This is a genomic window from Rhizobium sp. ZX09 (genome assembly GCF_017357485.1).
GTDB classification, from domain to species: Bacteria; Pseudomonadota; Alphaproteobacteria; order Rhizobiales; family Rhizobiaceae; genus Agrobacterium; species Agrobacterium pusense.
In genome coordinates this window covers 56,326-76,490 of record NZ_CP031365.1, presented here as the reverse complement: position 1 = coordinate 76,490, position 20,165 = coordinate 56,326, and the positions used below count along the sequence as shown (strand labels likewise).

16 protein-coding genes are annotated in these 20,165 nt (G+C 55.8%); 6 read left to right on the top strand and 10 right to left on the bottom strand.

The annotated features are described in order from the left end of the window. Positions 1–34: 34 nt before the first annotated feature. Both BTN45_RS24880 and BTN45_RS24875 read right to left on the bottom strand, forming a co-directional pair. A complete protein-coding gene (locus tag BTN45_RS24880; protein WP_207591887.1) occupies positions 35–3,325 on the bottom strand; it encodes a DEAD/DEAH box helicase in 3,291 nt (1,096 codons plus the stop codon). Further along, positions 3,318–4,172, bottom strand: coding sequence for a hypothetical protein (locus BTN45_RS24875; RefSeq protein WP_174034906.1), 855 nt, complete (start codon positions 4,170–4,172; stop codon positions 3,318–3,320). Before BTN45_RS24875 ends, BTN45_RS24880 begins: the two co-directional genes overlap by 8 nt. A 486-nt stretch (positions 4,173–4,658) precedes the next feature. Here BTN45_RS24875 and BTN45_RS24870 point away from each other — a divergent pair, with 486 nt between their 5' ends. From BTN45_RS24870 to BTN45_RS24860, 3 genes are all read left to right on the top strand, one after another. Further along, the gene (locus tag BTN45_RS24870) at positions 4,659–5,801 is read left to right on the top strand and encodes an AAA family ATPase (protein WP_246751770.1); all 1,143 of its coding nucleotides are present in this window, start codon (positions 4,659–4,661) and stop codon (positions 5,799–5,801) included. 6 nt (positions 5,802–5,807) lie between these two features. Further along, positions 5,808–6,722: a hypothetical protein gene (locus tag BTN45_RS24865; RefSeq protein ID WP_207591886.1), complete on the top strand. Its 915-nt coding sequence runs from the start codon at positions 5,808–5,810 to the stop codon at positions 6,720–6,722. Positions 6,723–7,204: 482 nt separating this feature from the next. After that, positions 7,205–7,717, top strand: coding sequence for a hypothetical protein (locus BTN45_RS24860; RefSeq protein ID WP_111793701.1), 513 nt, complete (start codon positions 7,205–7,207; stop codon positions 7,715–7,717). Between the two features lie 215 nt (positions 7,718–7,932). Here BTN45_RS24860 and BTN45_RS24855 read toward each other — a convergent pair whose 3' ends face one another. From BTN45_RS24855 to BTN45_RS24840, 4 genes are all read right to left on the bottom strand, one after another. Further along, complete coding sequence (locus BTN45_RS24855; protein ID WP_111793702.1) at positions 7,933–9,645, bottom strand: DUF2326 domain-containing protein; 1,713 nt, start codon at positions 9,643–9,645, stop codon at positions 7,933–7,935. Beyond that, complete coding sequence (locus tag BTN45_RS24850; RefSeq protein ID WP_035226358.1) at positions 9,635–9,877, bottom strand: hypothetical protein; 243 nt, start codon at positions 9,875–9,877, stop codon at positions 9,635–9,637. The genes BTN45_RS24855 and BTN45_RS24850 overlap by 11 nt, the downstream gene beginning before the upstream one ends. Beyond that, complete coding sequence (locus tag BTN45_RS24845; protein ID WP_225337950.1) at positions 9,870–10,832, bottom strand: SMEK domain-containing protein; 963 nt, start codon at positions 10,830–10,832, stop codon at positions 9,870–9,872. Before BTN45_RS24845 ends, BTN45_RS24850 begins: the two co-directional genes overlap by 8 nt. A gap of 155 nt (positions 10,833–10,987) precedes the next feature. Continuing rightward, positions 10,988–12,136 (bottom strand): RHE_PE00001 family protein, encoded by a 1,149-nt coding sequence (locus BTN45_RS24840; protein WP_082186260.1) that lies wholly within the window; start codon positions 12,134–12,136, stop codon positions 10,988–10,990. Positions 12,137–12,306: 170 nt separating this feature from the next. On the opposite strand from BTN45_RS24840, the gene BTN45_RS24835 reads away from it, so the two are divergent. Continuing rightward, positions 12,307–12,594, top strand: coding sequence for a hypothetical protein (locus BTN45_RS24835; protein ID WP_207591885.1), 288 nt, complete (start codon positions 12,307–12,309; stop codon positions 12,592–12,594). Beyond that, complete coding sequence (locus tag BTN45_RS24830; RefSeq protein ID WP_207591884.1) at positions 12,594–13,748, top strand: site-specific integrase; 1,155 nt, start codon at positions 12,594–12,596, stop codon at positions 13,746–13,748. The genes BTN45_RS24835 and BTN45_RS24830 overlap by 1 nt, the downstream gene beginning before the upstream one ends. 92 nt (positions 13,749–13,840) lie before the next feature. Here the strand turns inward: BTN45_RS24830 and BTN45_RS24825 are convergent, their stop codons facing one another. Next, entirely contained in the window at positions 13,841–14,767 is a 927-nt protein-coding gene (locus BTN45_RS24825) for a hypothetical protein (RefSeq protein ID WP_207591883.1), read from the bottom strand. Between the two features lie 30 nt (positions 14,768–14,797). Here BTN45_RS24825 and BTN45_RS24820 point away from each other — a divergent pair, with 30 nt between their 5' ends. After that, positions 14,798–15,424 (top strand): hypothetical protein, encoded by a 627-nt coding sequence (locus BTN45_RS24820; RefSeq protein ID WP_207591882.1) that lies wholly within the window; start codon positions 14,798–14,800, stop codon positions 15,422–15,424. A gap of 842 nt (positions 15,425–16,266) precedes the next feature. Here the strand turns inward: BTN45_RS24820 and repC are convergent. From repC to repA, 3 genes are all read right to left on the bottom strand, one after another. Beyond that, positions 16,267–17,481, bottom strand: a complete 1,215-nt coding sequence (gene repC, locus BTN45_RS24815; protein WP_207591881.1) for a plasmid replication protein RepC — start codon at positions 17,479–17,481, stop codon at positions 16,267–16,269. Between the two features lie 153 nt (positions 17,482–17,634). After that, positions 17,635–18,621 (bottom strand): plasmid partitioning protein RepB, encoded by a 987-nt coding sequence (repB, locus tag BTN45_RS24810; protein ID WP_207591880.1) that lies wholly within the window; start codon positions 18,619–18,621, stop codon positions 17,635–17,637. A 74-nt stretch (positions 18,622–18,695) separates the two neighbouring features. Further along, positions 18,696–19,883, bottom strand: coding sequence for a plasmid partitioning protein RepA (repA, locus tag BTN45_RS24805; RefSeq protein WP_207591878.1), 1,188 nt, complete (start codon positions 19,881–19,883; stop codon positions 18,696–18,698). Positions 19,884–20,165 lie beyond the last annotated feature (282 nt).

The window sequence follows — 20,165 nt, the reverse complement described above, 5'->3', positions numbered from 1 at the left end:
ATTCAACATGTTTGCGAGTCAGATGCCCACATATCTACTCTTCATCGTTCAGATCTGTGAATGCCTGTATCATCATCGCATTCGTGACTTCCTCCCGGATAATCTCCATCTCAGAGGAGGGACCTGAGCTGAAATACGCGCGCATCGACGTGCACGCCTCAAATGTTTCGACCCGGGAAGCAGAGGTCGTCATTTGCCTCAGAGCTGCCTGGTGACGATCGTAGTCGCCCGCCCGCACCATCTGCGGAAGCATGTCTACTATCGGAAGTAGGATGCCGTCACCTTCCGAAGCTCTATGGCCTACTATCTGTCCTAGCACACCGCAAAGAAAACCGAGATCTGGTGCTATGCGTATGGCGAAACGGCGGGCATGTTGCGCTTTAGCTGATTGGTTTGTCTGCTGTTTAACCTGTCCCTCGTGCTTTCGAATGAAGGCGAGAAGCCACGCCTCGATTTCCACGAGCGTCTTTCCTCCGCACCACATTGAGACCAGCGTTTGAAGAGCGCACAATATCCGTTTGGCCGTGGCCTTGGGCGTTGTCGTATTTGTGTAAGATCGGCCAAATACGGACTCAAGAGCTGTTTCCCTTACAAATATTGTTAGATCCAATGGGTCATCAGCCACGACGTCCAACAACCAGTTAATCCAGTCTTCGGTTGCCGTCTTCTCAATGGGCGCCTCATCAAGCGCCTCCACAAGGCGCTCAATGAATTTCGGAGGAATGCCGTTGCGGATAGCGATTTCCCGTTGCCAGTCAAGAACGGGCGGATCTGCCAATTGTTCCTCGGCAGCGCTTAGTGCGATGCGGCGGCGCTCGAGCCACCTGTCCGCCCCTTGCGCATCTGCTTCTTTTCGGCGGAAGAACCCTAAGGAGCGACGGACGATATCATCGAAACCGCGTTCCCCCGATGTCGTGACAGCCGACAAGCGCCGGATGATTGACTGCACCTTCGGATCGGGATCGGCGGATACCTCGATCCGATCAAGTAGCAACTCGATCGGATCATAGATCTCCTCACAGGCATCCTGTTCGGAAAAGACGGTCTTCAAGATTCCTTCGGATAGGAGGGCAAGGCTCTCCTTATCTATACCGATCGGCTTTGCGGGAACGACGATCGCCAGGCCAGTGGCGGCGTAGGACGCGCGCCCGGCCCTTCCCAATGCGTTGAGGATCTCGTGAGGACGCAAGTCCGTGCGGGGATTGCCGCTTGGGTCATCAACCGCGCTCCTATCGGTCCCGGCAAGGATCACGACATCGCACGGCAGATTCAATCCTTGCGCAATCGTAGATGTCGCAGCGACTACATCTAGGCCCACACCGTCACTGTCCGCATCGCGACGAACTCGGAAAACACTTTCCGTCAGCCTACGCTCGATGGGGAGCAGATCGCCATGGTGCACTGCTGCCCTACATCCCGCAGGATCAAATGCGGCCTCGGCCGATCCCACGTCCTTGAGGACCGACTTCCGCATCTCCTTTTGCGTCTCATCCAATTCGATCGTGGCCGATGCCAAGAGGTCATTGATCTGACTTGCAACGCTTCCACATGATTTTGTATCGTTGCAGAATACGATCACGCGCTTTCCGACGGACGCGTAATCCGCCGCAATTTGCGCTGCGACTTCGTTCCTGTTCGATGTCAATCGACCCGTGGCATTCCGCACAAGCGAAGGCCGTCGGCCCGTGAGTGCTTGTACTACGAGCTTTTCTGGCCTCTTGGGATGCCAACCGGAAATCAACGAAAAGAGTCCTAGAGGCTGCGCGGGAATCCTGTTCTGTGCCGCCTTACTTTTCTCCCCCAATGCTGCTTGCGCAGCCTGAGCGACGTCAGACCAATCATAGATGACGCAGGAGCGGAGTTGACGAGTCGGCTTCCAAGGGTCATCGAAGGCCTCGACCTCCCTCCCTGTCACCACGCGCAGCCATCGCGCAATTTCTGCGCCGTTAGCAACCATGGCAGATAGCAGCAGTAAGTCTGCCTCCTTTCGATAACGAAGAAACGTCAACAGCGCCAACATTGCGTCGATCGCCCGCGCGCTGACCTTCGATGAGTTCGCCGGATCATCTGCACTGATGAGATGGAATTCATCGAAAACGAGAAGCCCCACCTTATCGAACAGCTCTGGTGCGAACCCCAGAAGTGCGAGGCAACGTTCAGGTGTCATTACGGAAAACGGTGGCAGCCTCTCCCCGAGTTCTTCCAGCGCAACGTCTTCAACGACGCTGACCGCTTCCAGTCCCCCAATTTGCGCCGACAAGTCTGTTTCGACCTGATCGACCAGAGCATGGGTAGGTGCCAGATAGACTACGCTCTCTCCCGCACATAAGGTCGCGGCAATCTTCAGGACGGACAGAGTTGTCTTTCCCGAACCGGTCGGAGATGTCATCACCATCGACCTTCCGCGGTTCAGATATCCCGTCTTGACCGCCTTCAGGTGATTGATCCACAAAAACGGACGCGTTTGCGTTTGCGACAAGATCCAATCCGACCATGCCTTCGCCTGTGCACCTGATGGCGTGGGAAGTCGAACCAACATCGCGGCCTGCATACCATCGACAAGACGGCTTAGAAGTGTCGCCAGATGATGAGGTCCCGCAAACTGGTGATGCACCGCGCCATCGAAACCCGGCTTGACCTCAACCGCTGCGGCCTCAGACAACCTGATAACTCGATCAAGCCGCGATCCGGCATCCAGTTCTAGTGCTCCGCCACCACGCGCCTCGCGTCCGAGGCCCTGGACGAAATACGCACACTCCCGAAAGAGAAGGTCCGTAGCCACCTCACTGCTGTCACCCTGTGGAACGGGGTCTGCGCCAAGATCACGCTCGATCAGCGCGGTAAGATTTCCTGTTGCCAGTTCACGAAGGCTAAGTATCAGAGAGCGCCTGACTGCCCGTGCCTCGCCTCGAGCCCTCAATTGGCCCGCAACTTCCGCTGCATCGGCCGCTCGGTCGGCGATCAGAAACAGCAGCGTCGCCGAGATTGTAGATCCGATCGCATAGCTTGAGACGACCGTTGGCCGGTCAGATACAACTGTGCGCACACGCGAAAGTATCTGATGAGCACTTGCCGCCACAAAGGCGGCCGCTCGGGTCTGTTCTGGCCGAAGATTAAGGGCGACATATGCCTCGAAAGTCGAGGCAAGGCGCCGAACACGATCGATCACCTCGCTTGCGGCGTCACCCTCTCCCTCCTGTGACAAAATGCGAACGGTGGCCAGCTCAATGTGGGCGGCTGTAAGAAGCTCGTCCAGTGTTTCGGGGTCCAGCCCAGGCAGATCCGGGGCTTCTCGCAGCAGGGCACGCGAACTTGGATCAAACACGGGCGATCTCCTTAACTTTCGCGGCGACCTCTTCTGCGAGGAGGGCAAGTCCCTTACGCACGTCCTGGAAGGGCAATACACCAGCGGTGCGGGTTTTTAGAGATCCACCGGCCGCGACCTCAAATCCGGCAACAATATGGAGGAAGCTTCCAGCTTTTCGCCGGTTTTCTCCTGTTGCGACAGCGACCCGATATTCGCGAACTTCTTCCCAAAACACCTCGTCAACTGCGGCTTCGGCATCGATGTCGGGGACGCTCTTGAGCAACGTAACAAGATCGGCAAGGATTTCGTCGTCGCGGTCACCACGTCGAATCGCCTTGATCTCGGGCCATACACTGGAACTGATGAGCTTGCGCGGCGTGATCGACGCCTTGTCTTCGCAGAGCAAGATGCGCTTTATCTCGCCTTTGGCCTCATCAAGTTCAATAATGAAACCGTCAAATCCCTTGTCCGCCTGCCTGACATGGGGAGAGGTCATGTAACCATTGGGGATCGCTATCCTCGCAACCACCCACGAGATGTGTTGAAACAAGAGGCCGTCACGGTGGATTATTGAAGTCTCGATCCGTTTCTTCGCCGCTTCTTTTTCCAATCCGGAGCCGGTTTGCGCAAGATCGATATCTTTTTGATGCGGAGCAGTCAGTTTTCTCACAACGTTGTCGGCGACTCGGCCCTTTGGTGCGCGCAGGTTCGGCTCAAGAGATCTTATGACGCGCTGTGCATTCTCTTCCTGCCGTAGATAGAGGTACGCAATTATCTCCACCAGCACGCCCCGCTGCTTCTCGTTAATCGACCACTCCGCAAAAATGCACTCCGGAGTAGAATCGGGGTTGAGCAAAAGAGGCATGTGCAGATTCTTTTGTTGACGGGAAACCCCCGCAGATTATTGGTACTTGTGCGAATATTAGGGCTTGCGCCTAAGCGACCCGTTTGATCCGATCAGCTTAGCAAATACCATACCGCAACCATGAGTCACAGGTCTCCAACTTCAAAAGCGGGCGTTTTATTCTGTAGTGGAATGTAAAGTGGTGAGCAAACGCGCGACCTCGCGCACTCTCGACGAGACGAGTGCCAGAATTGAAGAATCCTGTTAGGGTGCACACTGAAGAGTGCAGCACGGCGCGACCTGACACGCCGTGATATGGCTGGGTAAGAACAAATGTATATTCGAAATTTGAACGTCAAACACTTGCGCGCAGTAACTGCGGGCCATCTTGACTTGATCTATCCCGGTCGCGCGCAAGACAAACCGTTTGTTGACTCGACTAGCTGGCCACCCAGGCTTCCAAACGTAAATCTGCTTCTCGGTGTAAATGGTGCCGGAAAAAGCACCATGCTGGACGCGATCGCACTCGCTGTGCTTTCACCCCTCATTTCGCAGTCAGGGTATAGACCGTATGCCCTGATCAAACGCCGGAAGGATGGAACCCGTATCGCCAAAGCGCAGATCAATGCTGAACTAACAATACATCCGCAAGACGCGGCAGCACTTAAGAAGAACGAAAAGCTTGTGCATCGTGTCGAGACTGTCGTCGAGCGACGGGGAGATGTAGAGATCGTCCGTGGCACAGATGAGAACAATCCCATCTGGGAGGGCATGTTTAGCGACAATTCCCCAGCGTTTCTTCTCGTGGGTTACGGCGCAACACGTCGTGTAGAGACCGATGCCGCCACAGACAGCGCAGCAAGGTACAAGAGCCGGCAACTTCGTTATGAGCGCGTCGCGTCACTCTTCGAAGAACACTTCACGTTGAGACCTCTCGCAAGTTGGCTGCCGGAATGGAAGATGAAGAATCCCGGTCGCTACAGGCAGGTTATCACACTGATCAACAAGCTATCCACCGAAGCCATTCAATTCACCGGCGAAATCGAGGCGGGCGAATACCTTTTTCAGTCACGAGCAGCGAAGGTGCCGTTCAGCGCACTATCGGATGGCTACAAGGCCTACATTGGATGGGTTGGGGACCTCTTGTATCATGTCTGCATGGGGTGCCCGAACGGGAAGAGGCTCGTGGACAACAAAGGCGTGGTTCTTGTCGATGAAATAGATCTTCACATCCATCCCGAATGGCAACGGACGATGATCCCGACACTGGCGAAGGCACTACCCAATCTGCAGTTCATCTTTACTTCACACAGCCCATTAGTGGTCGGGACGTTGGAGCGAGATAATATAATACATGTCGAAACCAATCGCCTTGGCAACGCGGTTGTCCGTCGGCCGAAGGAGGAGATGTACGGGCTGTCAGCGGACCAGATTCTACGATCGGATATGTTCGGGCTCGATTCAACCCGGGATCCTGAATTTAAGAAGCATCTCGACAAGCTCTCGCAACAGGCCCTTTCAGGCAATCCAGACGCGGCTATGAAATTCATGCGCCAAGCCGCCCGCGGGAGCGGCGCTATCGTGGAAACGCTCAGTGAGGCGAGTCCGCCCGACTGGGTCAAGCGGTTAACTGCGTCAAAGGACCGCTAAGCTGCCATGATTAGATACGCCGATGTCGATCTCGCCGCTCTCGAAGCACTTGTTGATGCAGAGGTGCCGGCCTGGCGGGCCCAAGCCTCGGCGCGCACCGACCAACTGACGGCGCTGGGACGCTATGAAGATGGTGCTCCATCGTGGAGCGATATCAAACCAATCTACATGCGTCTCCAAGCCCACAAATGCATATTTTGCGAACGCCCACTCGGTGGAGAAGTGGCAGGCAAGATTGAACAAGACGTTGAACACTTCAGACCCAAAAACCAAGTCAAGCCTTGGCCTAAAAAGAAGCGAAAGAAAGATCCGGACCCCTATCCATTTCCAACTGGGCCTACCGGCGCGGGCTACTATTGGCTTGCATACGAGCTGCAGAACTACGCCGCCGCTTGCAAGCCATGTAATTCAACGCGAAAATCAAACGCCTTTCCTATTGCAGCTGCTGCTCGCGGAGCTGGCGCGGTCGACGTGGCGACGCTAAATGAAAGTGAGCATCCCCTTCTAATCTTCCCACTAGGGACGATAGACGACGATCCCGAAAACCTAATTGAGTTCGACGGCATATTAGCGCGCCCTAAACAAACAGAAGGGCACGCCTATAAGCGCGCGCTCGTAACTATCGATTTCTTTGGCCTAAATGTTCGAGAGGAACTTTGGGAGGACCGATTCCGAGTAATACGTTCCGTCTGGCACGCGTACCAAACATTGCAGCTGTCTAACGATCCTGACCAAAAAGCGGCAGCGAAACGGAGTATACAAAGAGACACTGCTGACAGCGGCCCACAAGCCTCCTGTGCAAGAAGTTTCTTGAAATTAATCAACACTAACCCGGAGCGAGCTTGGGAGGCTTACCTGTTGGCTGAGGAGTTTCACAAAGCTCCGCAGACTAAGAAGGCCAGACGAAAACGCGGAGAATGAGTCTGGAGCATTGCTACACCCGAAATCGCCTTAACAAGGCGACAGCCTACGTTGGAAACGTCTGCATCGATCGCTTTGTCGGCATCGACACCTGAAACCTCATTTAGGGCCTGAAGCGCGTACAGTTGGACCCCTCCGCGAATGCCAACGATGACCTAATCGAGCATTCCTATCGAGTGGGATATGTCTCCGACGAGAAAGAAACACCGGTTTCTTAAGCAGACAAAACTCAAACGGAAGCTCTCACCGGCCCAGATGAACTGGAAGCAGAAAATCAACCGTCGGATTTTGAACCGAACGATTGTGCAGCGCCTCGGAGCACATCAGTCTCGTTGACGCACCCGACGAAGCTGCTGCGACGTCGCAGCAAGGCCTACATCGCAGAAATATCTTGCGCTTTCGGACGAATTGCTTGTGAATATTACCCAATTAGAGATTCGCTTGTGCCTTGCGGCTTATCTTGTTCGAGGAGCAGTACCGAAATGACGGTGAAACTGACTGATCTACGTGATGACATCGACGCAATAGTTCTAGATCTTCGCCGCGAACGAAACGATGGCGAGGTTCCAATCGACGACGCGATCGCCCGTGTTCGTTCGAATCTGGGTGACAAGATCTTCGAGGCTGCGGATCAGTTGATCGACCTGACGCTTAGAAAACTGATCCACGATGTCAGTGGGCGGAAGCGCCTTAGCCTAGCGCTGGTAGGTCAAACGAGTTTATTCGGTCACTACACCGGCATACCCGCAATGATCACCACCGGACGAGGCAAAAAGCGAGACACCACGAAAGCCACCTTTCAGGAAGCGGATAATTGGTTGTCGGCACGCGAAAAGGAAGATACCGAAATTCGGTCGAAGAACGAAAAATTCAAGCACATGGTTGAGGAACTGCGTCAGTATATGCAGGCGCCTACCGATACTCTGGAGGACGCCGCACGCCGCAAGTTCGAATCGGAAAACGCCGCTAGAAGAGATTTGATCGCGGGGAGATAGGAAACAGACGGATGTTTGCGAAGTGTTCAAGATCGCCACTGGGCGTCAACCGATCTTTTGCAACTGATAGCCTTTGAAACCACTCCGCTGCAGTCGATCGAGCGCGTGATCTGCAGCAAACTATCCAGATCCTCGCTCGTAGAAGAAATGACTTGCTGACGGGCTCACAAGCAACCTAGCGAATTGATCTATGCACTCGCCACCCGTGCTAAGCCTCACACGCTAATTTCCTGATAGTGCGTTTTCAAAAACCGATCGCTTTTTGTGAATGATGCCACGACGCTCTGCTCAAGCTCACCATACCAGGCTTCTTCCCGGCAGTGTTCCAGACGATCAACGTTCAACGTTAGAATGTATTGCTCGTCGTCTTCGAAGGGCGCCCGAGTCAAGAGATATTCAAGGCTCTTCTCAAGTGTGTCGTTGTCCACATCGAAAACGTTGTCATGTATCAACAGACCTGGATGGCGTGATCTTGAATAATCATTCAGCAAAAGGGCGATGTCGTAGATAAAGACTTTCTCTCTCTCGACACTGTGGCTCCCGTCATCGTCGATTCTGAGGACAATTTCGACGATATGCTTCTTGGCCGTCGTCCGGACCTCGAAAGAGGCTTTTCGGTTTCCTTGTATGAATTGGTGAATATCCAGGATCGTTTTCTCAAAAGATCGAACGCGCTCCGCGGCGACAGATATACTCGCTTGAAGCTGGAGCCGTTCACTTTCGATCTCCATTTTTTTCCGCTGGCGATCCATCAGCAGTTGGTCGTAACGATCGAAGAAGCTCTTAAGCTGTCCGTACTCGTCGCTCTTCGCTTGGTATGATGCATAGGTCTGCCGAAGGTTCCGAAGCTGACCTTCTTGATCGAGCACGGCGACCAGTTTGCCGTAGCGTCTGTCGAGGTCCGCGAGCTGCTTGTTTATCGTCCGGATCTCGACATCTACGACGGCCGATTTTTCTGCAAGCAGATGGCGTTGAAACTGCTCGATTTTCGCCTTGAACGAGAGCACCTCGTCCAGATCGCGGACAATACTAGTGCCGAGTCCCGAGCGAAGCTGATTATAGAATTCTTGGATTTCGGCACTGTCGACCGATTGCTCCGTAGCGATAGGAGCCAGACGGGCAGACCGCCGGGAAAGGACTTCCTTTCGACCCCTCAGCTCTCCCATCAAGTCCTCGATTTCAAGGACCTCATCCTTAATTAAGTCGTAGGCGGCGGCATTCTCGAGCGCGTCGATTCCTTCACGTATCTTGTCGACTTCCTCTTCGAGAGCGTTGAGATCGGACCTAGCCTCGTCGAGATCCTTCTGCCTGACGAGCTGCACACTGTCCTTGATACGCCGCTCCTCCGTGCCGATGTCGTCGAGTTCCTTTTGAATGCCTTTGATTGAGCGGTATATGTCGACATCGATACCTAGGAGCATGAGATGCGGAGCGTAATTGTCTGGGATCCGCGACTTCGTGTCGAAGCAGCTCACGATGGATTTGAACTCCGACCGCTCGTCCCGGACCAGCGGTCCAAGGATCTCGCGGAAACCAATCTCTGACCTGTCATCCCCGAACAGTCGAGCCGCGAGAAAGTCAGTTGCGTCTTCCACCTTGGCAAACGTCGTCTCGCGATCCGCCACAGTGATACGCGGGCGCTCCGCCTCGGCGACAGACCTTCTGATAGTGTAAGGGATCCCGTGCATTACGAAATCGATGCAGATAAATGTGGCGGGATCGAAGGCTGCCTTCGGAATTCTTGTCACGCGGCTGTCGGACTTGCGCTTCAGGAGCGCGAAGTTCACGAACTCGATGCAGAGCGATTTGCCCACCCCGTTGTTCTTCGAGCTTGTCGCATCGCTCTCACCCAGGATGATATTGACCCCCTCCCCAAACACGATGGGGTCAATCGCGGGTGGATCTGTGTATAATCGCTTAATCCGCATCGCGCGCGATCAGGTAAGGTTCATCGAAATCAAGCAAACCGACGGCATAGAGAAACGTCAGTCCGTATAGAAAGGAGTTGGATGAGAACCAGGACTCGCGCTTGAACCGGTCCACCACGTCGAAGATGCTGACCCGATGCTTACCTGAATCTTTCAGGTAACGAGCGATCTCGAAGCCGACGATCGCAGGTGATTTGTTCAGGGCCTCGTCTTTCAGAAAGATGCTAGGCACTTTGCGACCTCTTGTTCGGAAAGACGTTGCACATGATTAGCTGATCGATGAGGTAGTACCTGACCGCACCATCATCGAACCCAGCGTCGCTGCTTCCCATCATACCGAGAACTCGCTGAGTCAAGAGCTCAAGTGCCGCTTGAGGATCGCCTCCGCATTCAGTCAGAACGCGGTCGCTCCAGTTCATGAGGTAGATCTGCAGCTTCCGAACCCGGATGTGGCCGAGATCCGTGTGCGCGTTCACTTCGGACAGGACGCGACCATAAAGTTCATGGAGATCGACATACTGCTGCGTCAAGAATGGGGCATGATCTGCGAAGCGATCGTGAATCTTGCCGTCGGGATCAGGATCCTCGCGATTGTCTCCTGACGACAACCCCTCTTCCGCGGAGCTCAAGACCTCGATGAGACGCACGAGAGTGCCGACTTCGTTAGAAAGCTTCGGTTCGCGTACAAGCAACTCGCGAGACAGGAAATCGTGGCATGCCTCCATCTTCGCGGTTGAGAGGTCTCCGATTTTTTTAAGAAGATCAGCGATGTCCCAGACATCGTCGCCAAACGACAATTTAAACCGATCGTCGCCCAGTCCCGTCTCGCGATATTTTTTCTTTTGGCCTACAATGAGCATGACGAGGCGATCGTACTTCGTCTGCAGCCCCTTGCCGGTAAAGCGATCAAAGGTGTGCTTGATCTTAGAGAGGTCGGGCGTCGATGTAACTTGGATCGCGATCCGACTGCTATCGCAGCCGAGATCAATCGCGGTGGCGTTTGGCTCGACGATGTTGATGTTCTGCAGGTCGTAGTCGAAGGCAAGATTGAGAAGGTCACGGAAGAAATTTTCTGCATGGACGTTTATATCTTGCAAGTTTAATTGGTTCGACTGCTCCACGATGACCCGCAGATGCGTCATCCTGTAAATAATACCTTGCAGAAGTTGAGCGCGGTGCATTCCCATGTGACCTTCCATCTTCGCACACCGAAAACTTATCGCTGACTTAGGCTGAATTCTCAATCACGATTGATGGAGAAGATTCCACTTTTGAGCGCAAAAGACTGTCTAGAATCCCCTGAAATAGATTGCGCCTAGCTAGCCTGCTTGAAGGACTGCGATCAGAGAACTCCCCAAGCCCGGAACCTGCCCCTCCCCGTCATCTCCCGGAGGCCGAGTTCCACCACGATCCGCCGCGCCGCCTGCGGCGTAACGTCCAGCGTTTTCGCCACCATCGCGGCCGACACGAGCGGTTTTGCCATGACGAGCTCGACCAGCTCCGGCAATTTCGAAGACGTGCGTCTTCCCGCCAATTTGCGCTCCATCATCTGGCGAGCCAGTACCAGCCGGTCGTGCTCTTTCAAACCGATCTCCGCCGTCGCCAACAAACCGTGGGCGATGGCCAGCAGCCGTGTTTCCCGATCGCGATGCCTTCGCCGATCGACAGGGATGGTTTTGAGGCCGTGGTTGATCGCAGCCAGATGGGCACCCGTGGTAATGCCGGCCTGCCGCAGCATGGCGGCAGCAAACAGCCTCCCGAGCCAGGGTGCGTGCTGTAGAACCTCGAGCGCGTTCCAGGCATCGAGGGCGATGATGGCCTGCAGCGCCTCCGGCAGATTTTCGGCCTGGCGCAATACCTCGCGCCACTCGTCGATCCTTGCATCCTCGTCCCAGTCGAGATCATAGACGAGCGTGTCTCGCTCGCGGCTGTCGACCGCAGGACGGTCGCGGCGTTTTGCGTGTTCGATCGCAGCATCCGATCGTGCTAGCAGCGCATCGATGGCTGCGAGGTCGACGCCGGGAAGCCCTTCGGCTTCATCGATTTCTTTCCCCTCCCCTTCCGGATTTCTTCCCTCAGCCGCGGACCGCATGATGCCGGCCTGCTCCGCAGCGTCGGCGCCAGCCGACGTAATGTCCGATGCTTGTCGCAACGTGCGGATACCCTCTGCGGACAGTGCCCAGCCGGGGAGTTGGGCGGCGATGCGCCGGCGAGTGCGCAGCACGTCGCGGGCGATGGTCAGTTCGTGGGTCGGTGTACGGATGTCACGGGTGGCGTCATGGAGGACGAGGTCCTCGAGATGCACCAATTCGCCGTCGATCCACAGCGAGGCACACGCGTCGCCATATTGCGACCGCTCGAGGAAGCCGGCGCCAACCGGCGAACGGGCGATGCGCTCGTCGAGACGCGTAAGCGCGATACCGGCGTCGAAAGCCGGCCGCATCAAGGCATTCATGCTGATTTTGGAAACATCGTAAGCCATTGATATTATGGTAAACGATTTCCTAAACGAACTCTATAGCAATATTTCGGTTCGCCACATTGTATGATTGGCAGTTGAGATTATAACCATCGATAACTCACCATTATCGATGGTAGATCGACAGCGCCCGCAAATCATTCTATCGTCGCGCAATCCACCATCCGCAAAGGCTCAATCCCATGGAAGATCGCGTCCGTTTCGCCCTCGAAAAGCTGCTCAACATCGCCCACCAGGATACCGGCCAGGGCCGGCGTGTCGCCAATTTTCTGCTCGCCTGGTGGAACGCCGACGCGCATGGCGGTTTTGATCTCACCGATCTGGCCAATGTCGACCGCGAGGTTTCCGAGGACATGGCCACCGTGTTCACCTGGCTCGCCCGCGAAGAAGATGTGGAATACCCCTACGATTATCGCAGTGAGATCGAGCAGATCATCGCACGCTGGCGGCCGAAGGCCGAAACAGCCTGATGGCTGCTTCGAAAAAGTTAGCCAGTCCTACCGGCGTTGAACGCCGGGCCGTCGAGCTCGACACGATTGCGTCGGTGCTGCCGATCGACCGGCGCGATGAACTCGCCGAGCTCTTGACCGACAGCGACATCGAAACGCTGCGCCATCTCGTCAACGAGGGCATGGGCGCCAACACGCTGCGGGCCATCACCTCCGATCTTGCCTATATCGAAGCCTGGGCACTGGCGGCGACAAAGCGGTCGCTGCCCTGGCCGGCACCCGAGGCACTGTTGCTGAAATTTGTCGCGCAGCATCTGTGGGATCCGCAAAGGCGTGCCACCGATGCTGACCACGGCATGCCGGCCGATGTTGACGCCAATCTTCGAAGCCAGGGTTTTCTGAAATCCATGGGCCCGCATGCGCCGGCCACGGTACGCCGGCGCCTGGCGAACTGGTCGACGCTGACCAAATGGCGCGGTCTTAACGGGGCCTTCGCGTCCCCTGCCCTCAAATCAGCCATTCGGCTGGCCATCCGAGCCGCGCCAAGACAACGTCTTCGCAAGAGCGCCAAGGCGGTCACCGGTGACGTGCTGGCAAAGCTGCTGGCGACCTGCGCCACCGACAGTCTGCGTGATCTTCGCGACCGGGCAATCCTGATGGTCGCCTTTGCCTCAGGCGGCCGCCGACGCAGCGAAATTGCCGGATTGCGGTGCGAACAGCTGACCCAGGATGCGCCGATCGAGGTGCCAGACGGCCCTCCCCTCCCCTCGCTTGCCATCCATCTCGGCCGGACGAAGACGACTAACGGCGAGCAGGATGATGTGGTCTATCTCACCGGCCGGCCGGTCGACGCGCTGAATGCCTGGATCGCGGCAGCCAAGATTAAGAGCGGCAGTGTGTTTCGGGGGATCGGGCGTTGGGGCACGGTGTCCAAGCGTCCGCTCGATCCGCAGTCGATCAATGCGCTCGTCAAGCAGCGGGCGGAGATGGCCGGGTTGGAGCCGGGGGACTTTTCCGCGCATGGGTTGAGGTCGGGCTATCTGACGGAAGCCGCCAATCGCGGCATTCCACTACTCGAAGCCATGGATCAATCACGCCACCGGTCTGTGCAACAGGCATCCAGTTACTACAATAGTGCAACACGGCGAAATGGACGTGCTGCTCGTATACTTTGATGGAGTTAGCGCGACCACCGTCGCCCAATGTCCGGCTTGCTGCTTCACGGCCAACGGATCGAAGATTTTTGCCATACTGATATTCTCTTCGCTCAGAATCGCATCTTCATTGTCTGGGCCACGCTGAACGGCGGGAAATTCGGCTGCCGGAGCGATCCCTGCATCAGTTCGAAGAACTGAGCCCAGGCGAACTTGTTGACGATCTCGTCTGGCCGCTCGAACGTGAACATCTCCAATCCGTCGACATTCCCTGTCACTCTGTATCGTTCCGCCGCCACCGGCGTGATGTAGAGCCGGATCGCATAACGGATGTTGTTCAAAAACTCCGCGATCGTGCTGGCGTGGTAAGCGAGCAAGTGGGTGTGAAACCAGTCCCAGCAATCTGGCAGCGCCAGGTAGGCGTCGCTCTCATCGATCTCGACTTTGTTCTCTGCCAGGATCCTGCGGAGAGTATTGGCTTGCCCGCCGAGCCGCAGAAAGTTGTGCTTTCCGATGTCACCGCTCATACGGATGAAGTCGATCCGTTTGATCCGACGATCCACCTTTTGCTCGATGTTGCCGAACCAGACTTCCTCTACGAACGCATAGGCCTCAAGCCAGTCAGTGAACGCCTGCACGATCCGACTGAGGTGGTCTATTTTTGTTCCGATCAGCGGGTTCTCGCAGATGCGCTTCAGATAATAGAGTGTCGTGTGATCGACTTTGCTGCCATCTTTTGGCGGCTTGGGCAGGCCGAATGGTAGGGGCGAGCCACCCTTACCCGTCACCGGTGACAGAAAGTCCCGAAGAAAGGTTCCGAACTGCCGTAGGCTTCCGGCGGTCTGCGGCAGGAGGTTGGTATCAGTACGCTTCTCGCCAAGAGGACAGAAGATTGCGTGATTGACCATGTCGTCGACCATGCTGATAACAGCACTGAGGACAATTGCTTCTTGTTCGATTTCAGAAAATGTGACCGCTCCGATGGCCATTGACCCGCCGAAATTGCTTGAGAAATCAGATGGTGCGAATGTGCCGACCACAAGACCACACCGTAGGAAGGAAATCGAGATATGGCACGCCGAAAGACCCCCATGTCGATGGATCAGCGCGCCGCATTACCGATCGCCGAGGAGAACCCCGGCATCGAATACCTTCGACTGAACAGGCAAGAGATCTGCGAGCGGGAGATCAACTCAGCGATCAGGCTGTTCCTGATCGACGAGGACCCGATCTCGGCTCACGTGCTCGCAAGCGCCGCGACCGCCATCATGGAAATCCTCGGTAGAGGTCGCGCCGGCGTCGGATTGAATAGCGTGCGAGAGATGTTAAAGGCGGCGGAGGTCCCACCTGATCTCGAAAACGAGGCGTTTGCCGGGCTGCAGCATCCCTACAATTTTCTCAAGCACTCATCCTCCGATCTCGCGGTGGGGAACGACTTTTCTGTCGATTACATCGTGATGACGATCTATGGCGCCGCCCATAGCTACAAGCTGCTTTTCGAAACTACGACGACAGAGATGCGGGTGTTCAATGCCATCGTCCAGGCATGGCGCCCGCAATGGTGGTCGGACGATCCGAACCTTGACAGCAAGATCGCAGTCGCTCGGCAAATGGGGCTGTGGGGAGCCACACGGCACGAGTTCTGCGAGATTGGTCGGAGATATCTTCAGCGCGAGTGGGACCAGGAAGGCCTCTGAACGAAAACAGGCGACCTGAAGGCCGCCCGTTTCGCTTGAGATCACATGGCTCCTCGAAAGGTTTGGCAGAGATCGTCGAGTGGAACCGGAAACTCGTTGCGGAGAGCATCATCCTGTAGGGTGATGGCCGGTATCTGTCCGGCGAGCCCAAAACCGAAGGCCAGACGCTAGCTTTCGACAATGGCAATCAGGTGGTGGCCGTAGAAGGCGCAGCCTAGCAACCGTCTTCACCGGCTCCGCAATCCGGCTTATCCAAGGGGCCTCCTCGATATTGATGAGGCCTTCTCCTTCCAGCGTCGCCATGGCAAGGTATAACATCTTCTCCTCGTACTTAGACGCTCCGTCTAGGCCGATGGCATCGTGGATCTCGCTGGTCAGCCTGCCGATCATGACGATGTAGCAGACATGCACCGAATACAGGTTCCGGGCGAAGTCGCGATGATAGATGGGGAACCCGATGGCCCACGAAGTTCACCCTGCTCCATCTCGACGATATCGTGAAGAAGTGCGGACCGGGAAACGTTGGCTGCACCGCTGAGATCGCCGTTGACTTTTCCCATATTCTTCAACACGCCGATCGTGGCGTGCGGCGACTTCCCGTCTTTCTGCTTATCGATTCCAAGCTCCTGAACAGCTGAGACGATCTCGTGCTCCTGCCGCAGAAGGGTCGCGGCTCTGGAGAGCCTCTTCCGTAACGGATTGCCTCCCTACGATAGGCACGTGATTATCGCGTATCATCCTTTTGTTTTCATTTAAGAAAACGTCCGTCTGTACGGCTGGCAATAGGATGTCATAGCAGCGAGTTTCGCAATACTGGGTGACGTAGGTCTCAAACCAATGTTTCATGCAGACTTTCGCCCCTCGGGCTCTTGCGTCCGGAGCAATGCCATCAGCATCGGTCCAAGCGAAAACTCGCCTCGCTCCGCCCGCCTCGTCAGGTCACGCAGATATCCACCGGGTGAATTGATGTGCCCTGCCCGCTCCAATACGCAGGCCATCGCCACCGCAGCGTTCTCCGGCCCCATCGCCTCGCAGGCTTCCTGATAGGCCGATGGGCTGACCCCGAGCATGGTCCGCACGACCACGGCGGCGGTCATTAGGTCACGCCAATGCGAGATTACACCTCCCGTTGCGTAATCTGAAATCTGCGGGCAAGCCCGAAGCACCATACCCAACGGGAATGCTTTAATCGGCTCGGCACGCACTCTGGGCTTTTGCAACTCCCCCTCGCGCTGCTCCTTTCCAGAGCTAAGTTCAAGTTCATTTAAGGAATCGGTATTTGAATTCTGTATGTGGTGACGGTTTTCGCTATCATTGGCGTCGGATTTTTGAGAAATGAGCTGAACTTCCAGCATGTTGACGGCTTCTTCGCGCAGCAGCGTCAGCTCGTCGAGGCAAGCCCCCAGAGAGGCGGCCGTCTTTGCGGTCTTAAGACGTGCTATGGCGGACACAAGGGCATCTTCGACTGACTGCCAGTTGCCTTCCGCACCCTCCTCCATTGCTGCTGAGATGAGTTTGCGGATGTCACGGCGCGTGATTGTGATGCGCTCTTTGATGACGCGTAACCGCCGGCTCTCCTCGGCAACCTGGTGAGCCATGACCGCGAGTTCTTCTGCGCGGGCGAGGAGCGGTGCAAGGCTGAACCCGTAGGCGGTTTCTATTCCGCCATCGTTGCCTTTGCGAGCGTAACGCTTCCCGTTCGGACTGTCGTTTCGCTGGATAAGTCCAGCCTGGACGAGGAGAGCCAGGTTTTCACGCAGGGTCGTGCCCGCGATACCATTCGCGCGGATCGCCAGCTGCGCATTCGAAGGAAAGACAATTAGATTGTTCTCCTCGCTCAGTTCCTGTTCGGGGTAGAAAGTCAGCAAGGCGTTCAGGACAGCAAGCGCACGATCACGTAGACCGAGCATCGCTCTCGCCTCGCAAGCGCTCCGATAAACCTTCCATTTGTCGATGGATTTGCCTGCCTTGATGTTGGGCGTCGCCAGCTGACCCTTCACTAAGGCAAGCGTCATCGGCCGCCGCCCGAACGGCGTCGTCACATTTCCTGTTTGCATGTCTCTCTCACCTTTCTAAAGGCAAAAGAAATCCGCTCACCAAACTGGCGCCAAAGACTCTTGACTGCGATTCATGGAAATGCGATTCTCAAGCTGCTTAGGAATGAGGAAGGCTTCCACGACGGTGACGTTTGGGGGCCTTTTTCTTTGCCGCTATTTTCCTTCTGTTTCAGCTGCTTTCAGAAACTCCTGATGCAAACGATCGAGGTTTTCGGCGATGAACCGACCAAACCTTCCGGCATCGTTTGCCTTCAGCGCGATAGAGTAGCTTTTCCCGCTACCCTTAAACTCTGCCCGCACGCTCGAATCATCTGCCCGCCATTCGCTCGCGTTGCTTGGGCGCTTTGCGGGCTTGGCTGCCTTCTTGATCGCTTTGGCAAGAAATTCGAATCTTTCGTCTGACGCGAGCGACGAGAATGCTGGATCGTCAACAAGGTTTCGCGCCAGTTCAAGCGTTGCCGGCCTTTCGACCTGCTGAGCAAATTCCGTCCAACGATCGCGACCCACAGACTTGGCTGCTCCAATCGCATTCGCGATTTCCGCCGGAACGCGTCCCGATACCGACAGCATACGGGTCAACATGGGCGCGTCAACGGACAGCGCCGTTTGGATCGTCGATCGGTCGTACGACATTTCGACCAGGCGCTGGGCAAACATCGCGCGCTCGATGAAGGACAGGTTTTCACGCGCCGAGTTTTCCTGACCCTGGGCGATGACGTGGTCCGCGTCCGATATTGCTTTGACAACGGCGCGGATCGGGCGCCCGAGATCCTTGGCCGCGCGCGCACGACGATGCCCAAAGACGATTTGATAGCGGCCGTCGACCGTCGGGTGAGGGCGAACCTGTATCGGTGAATCTTGGCCGCGCTCCCGGATCGCTTCGAGCAATTCGGCGTAAGCGATGTCATCAACACCCATTCTGTCTGAGACGAACGAAGACTCGAGCAGCTCAGGATCGAGCTCGATGATCGTCTCGCCGGGTACATGTTGTTCCGCCTGCGCAACCTTATCCCGGAGTTCGCTTAGCGAACTGATCATGGATCGCGAAGCACCATGGGTGGCATAGCCTGGTGTTGCCTTGCGCTCGGTCACTTCGTTTGAAGGAGAGGTAATGTTCGCAAATACATTTTTACGCGCCATGGGAGCACACTCCGTGTTCGGTAACACAGCTGTTTTCGTTGAGAAATCTCGCCATCTGTACGGCTGACAATTGATTAGCCAATGCGCCGCCCCCAAGCTTTCTGAAGCTGCTCGATAACTTCGTTGTTAACAGCATCCATCGACTCGCGGGCTCGATCATATGTCGTAGCCGTGAACTGAGCGCGCTCGACTTCGTACAGGCTCTGCTTGGTCAGGCCCGCATCGGAAACCGCGGTCGACTTCACCATATGGTTCTTCATCATATGCTGAGCGAACATCGACTGCATGAAACCGACCATCTGCTGTTGCGGGATGTCGGTCGGCTCGTAGCGCGTGACCAGATAGCGGAACCAATCAAGCGAGACATCGACGCCCACGCTTTCGACGCTTTTCAGGATTTCACCGAGCATCAGAAGGAACTGAGACATCGACATGATGTCTAGCATCTGCGGATGCACCGTGATGAGCACCGATGTAGCCGCAGTCAACGCGGTCAGTGTGAGATAGCCGAGCTGGGGAGGGCAGTCGACCACAACGACGTCATAGTGATCATCGACTTCCGCCAGCGCATCGCCGATACGCGTGTAGAACATCTTGCCAGCAGTCGAATCCTTGCGCTGCATGGCGATCGGCGTCTCGTACTCATATTCCTGCAGTTCGAGATTGGCAGGCACGACATCGAGGTTGGGGAAATTGGTCGGCTGGATTACGTCCTTGATCGACTTGCGTTCACCGTCATATCGCAACGCTTCGTAAAAGGACTTCTTTTCGTCCAACTCTGGCTGGATGCCGTATAGCGCGGTGAGCGATGCCTGCGGGTCGAGATCAACGGCAAGCACCCGAAAGCCCTTCAGGGCGAGGAATTGTGCAAGATGGGCCGAGGTGGTGGTCTTACCCGAGCCACCTTTGAAATTGACGACCGCGATGACCTGAAGCTTCTCATGACCCTGCCGATGCGGGACCCGATCGAGAAGCTGGCGAAGCTCATTGACCTGATCGGCGGTATAATAGCGCCGGCCGGTCGAGGTCGTGCTCGGCTCGACGCCTTTCCCTTGAAGGTGCAGTTTTTTGAGATAGCTCTGCGACACACCGATAAAGTCAGCGACTTCGGCTAGTGAGAATTGGCGCAGCGTCTTCTGAGCGTTCGGCGGGAATTTCTCCTGCCGCAGCATGTCGAGCTTCGAGGATATATCCTCGCCTTGTGCGAGGATTGTATCCGCGAAACTCGTCACTCTCTCCGAAGAGGCCATTTTCACGTTCATTTAGCTATTCGCCTTCAGTCACGATAATTCTTGGAATTCGATCTAATTATCGTGACAATTGCCCGATTCCCACACCATGGCAAGAAAAATAGGGTTAACAAACCCCTAACGTGCACAAGCAAGCGCAGGGACGTCGTTTCAGAAATACGAGTTTCGTGAGCGATTCCGGTATCTTGCTGCCTGTAAGGCGAGAGTCACAAGAGCGATCCACTAACACTTTTACTAGTGGATTCGGTGGAATGAACACCGTTCGTCGCTGTCGAACTCTCGCCTGCGATGGAA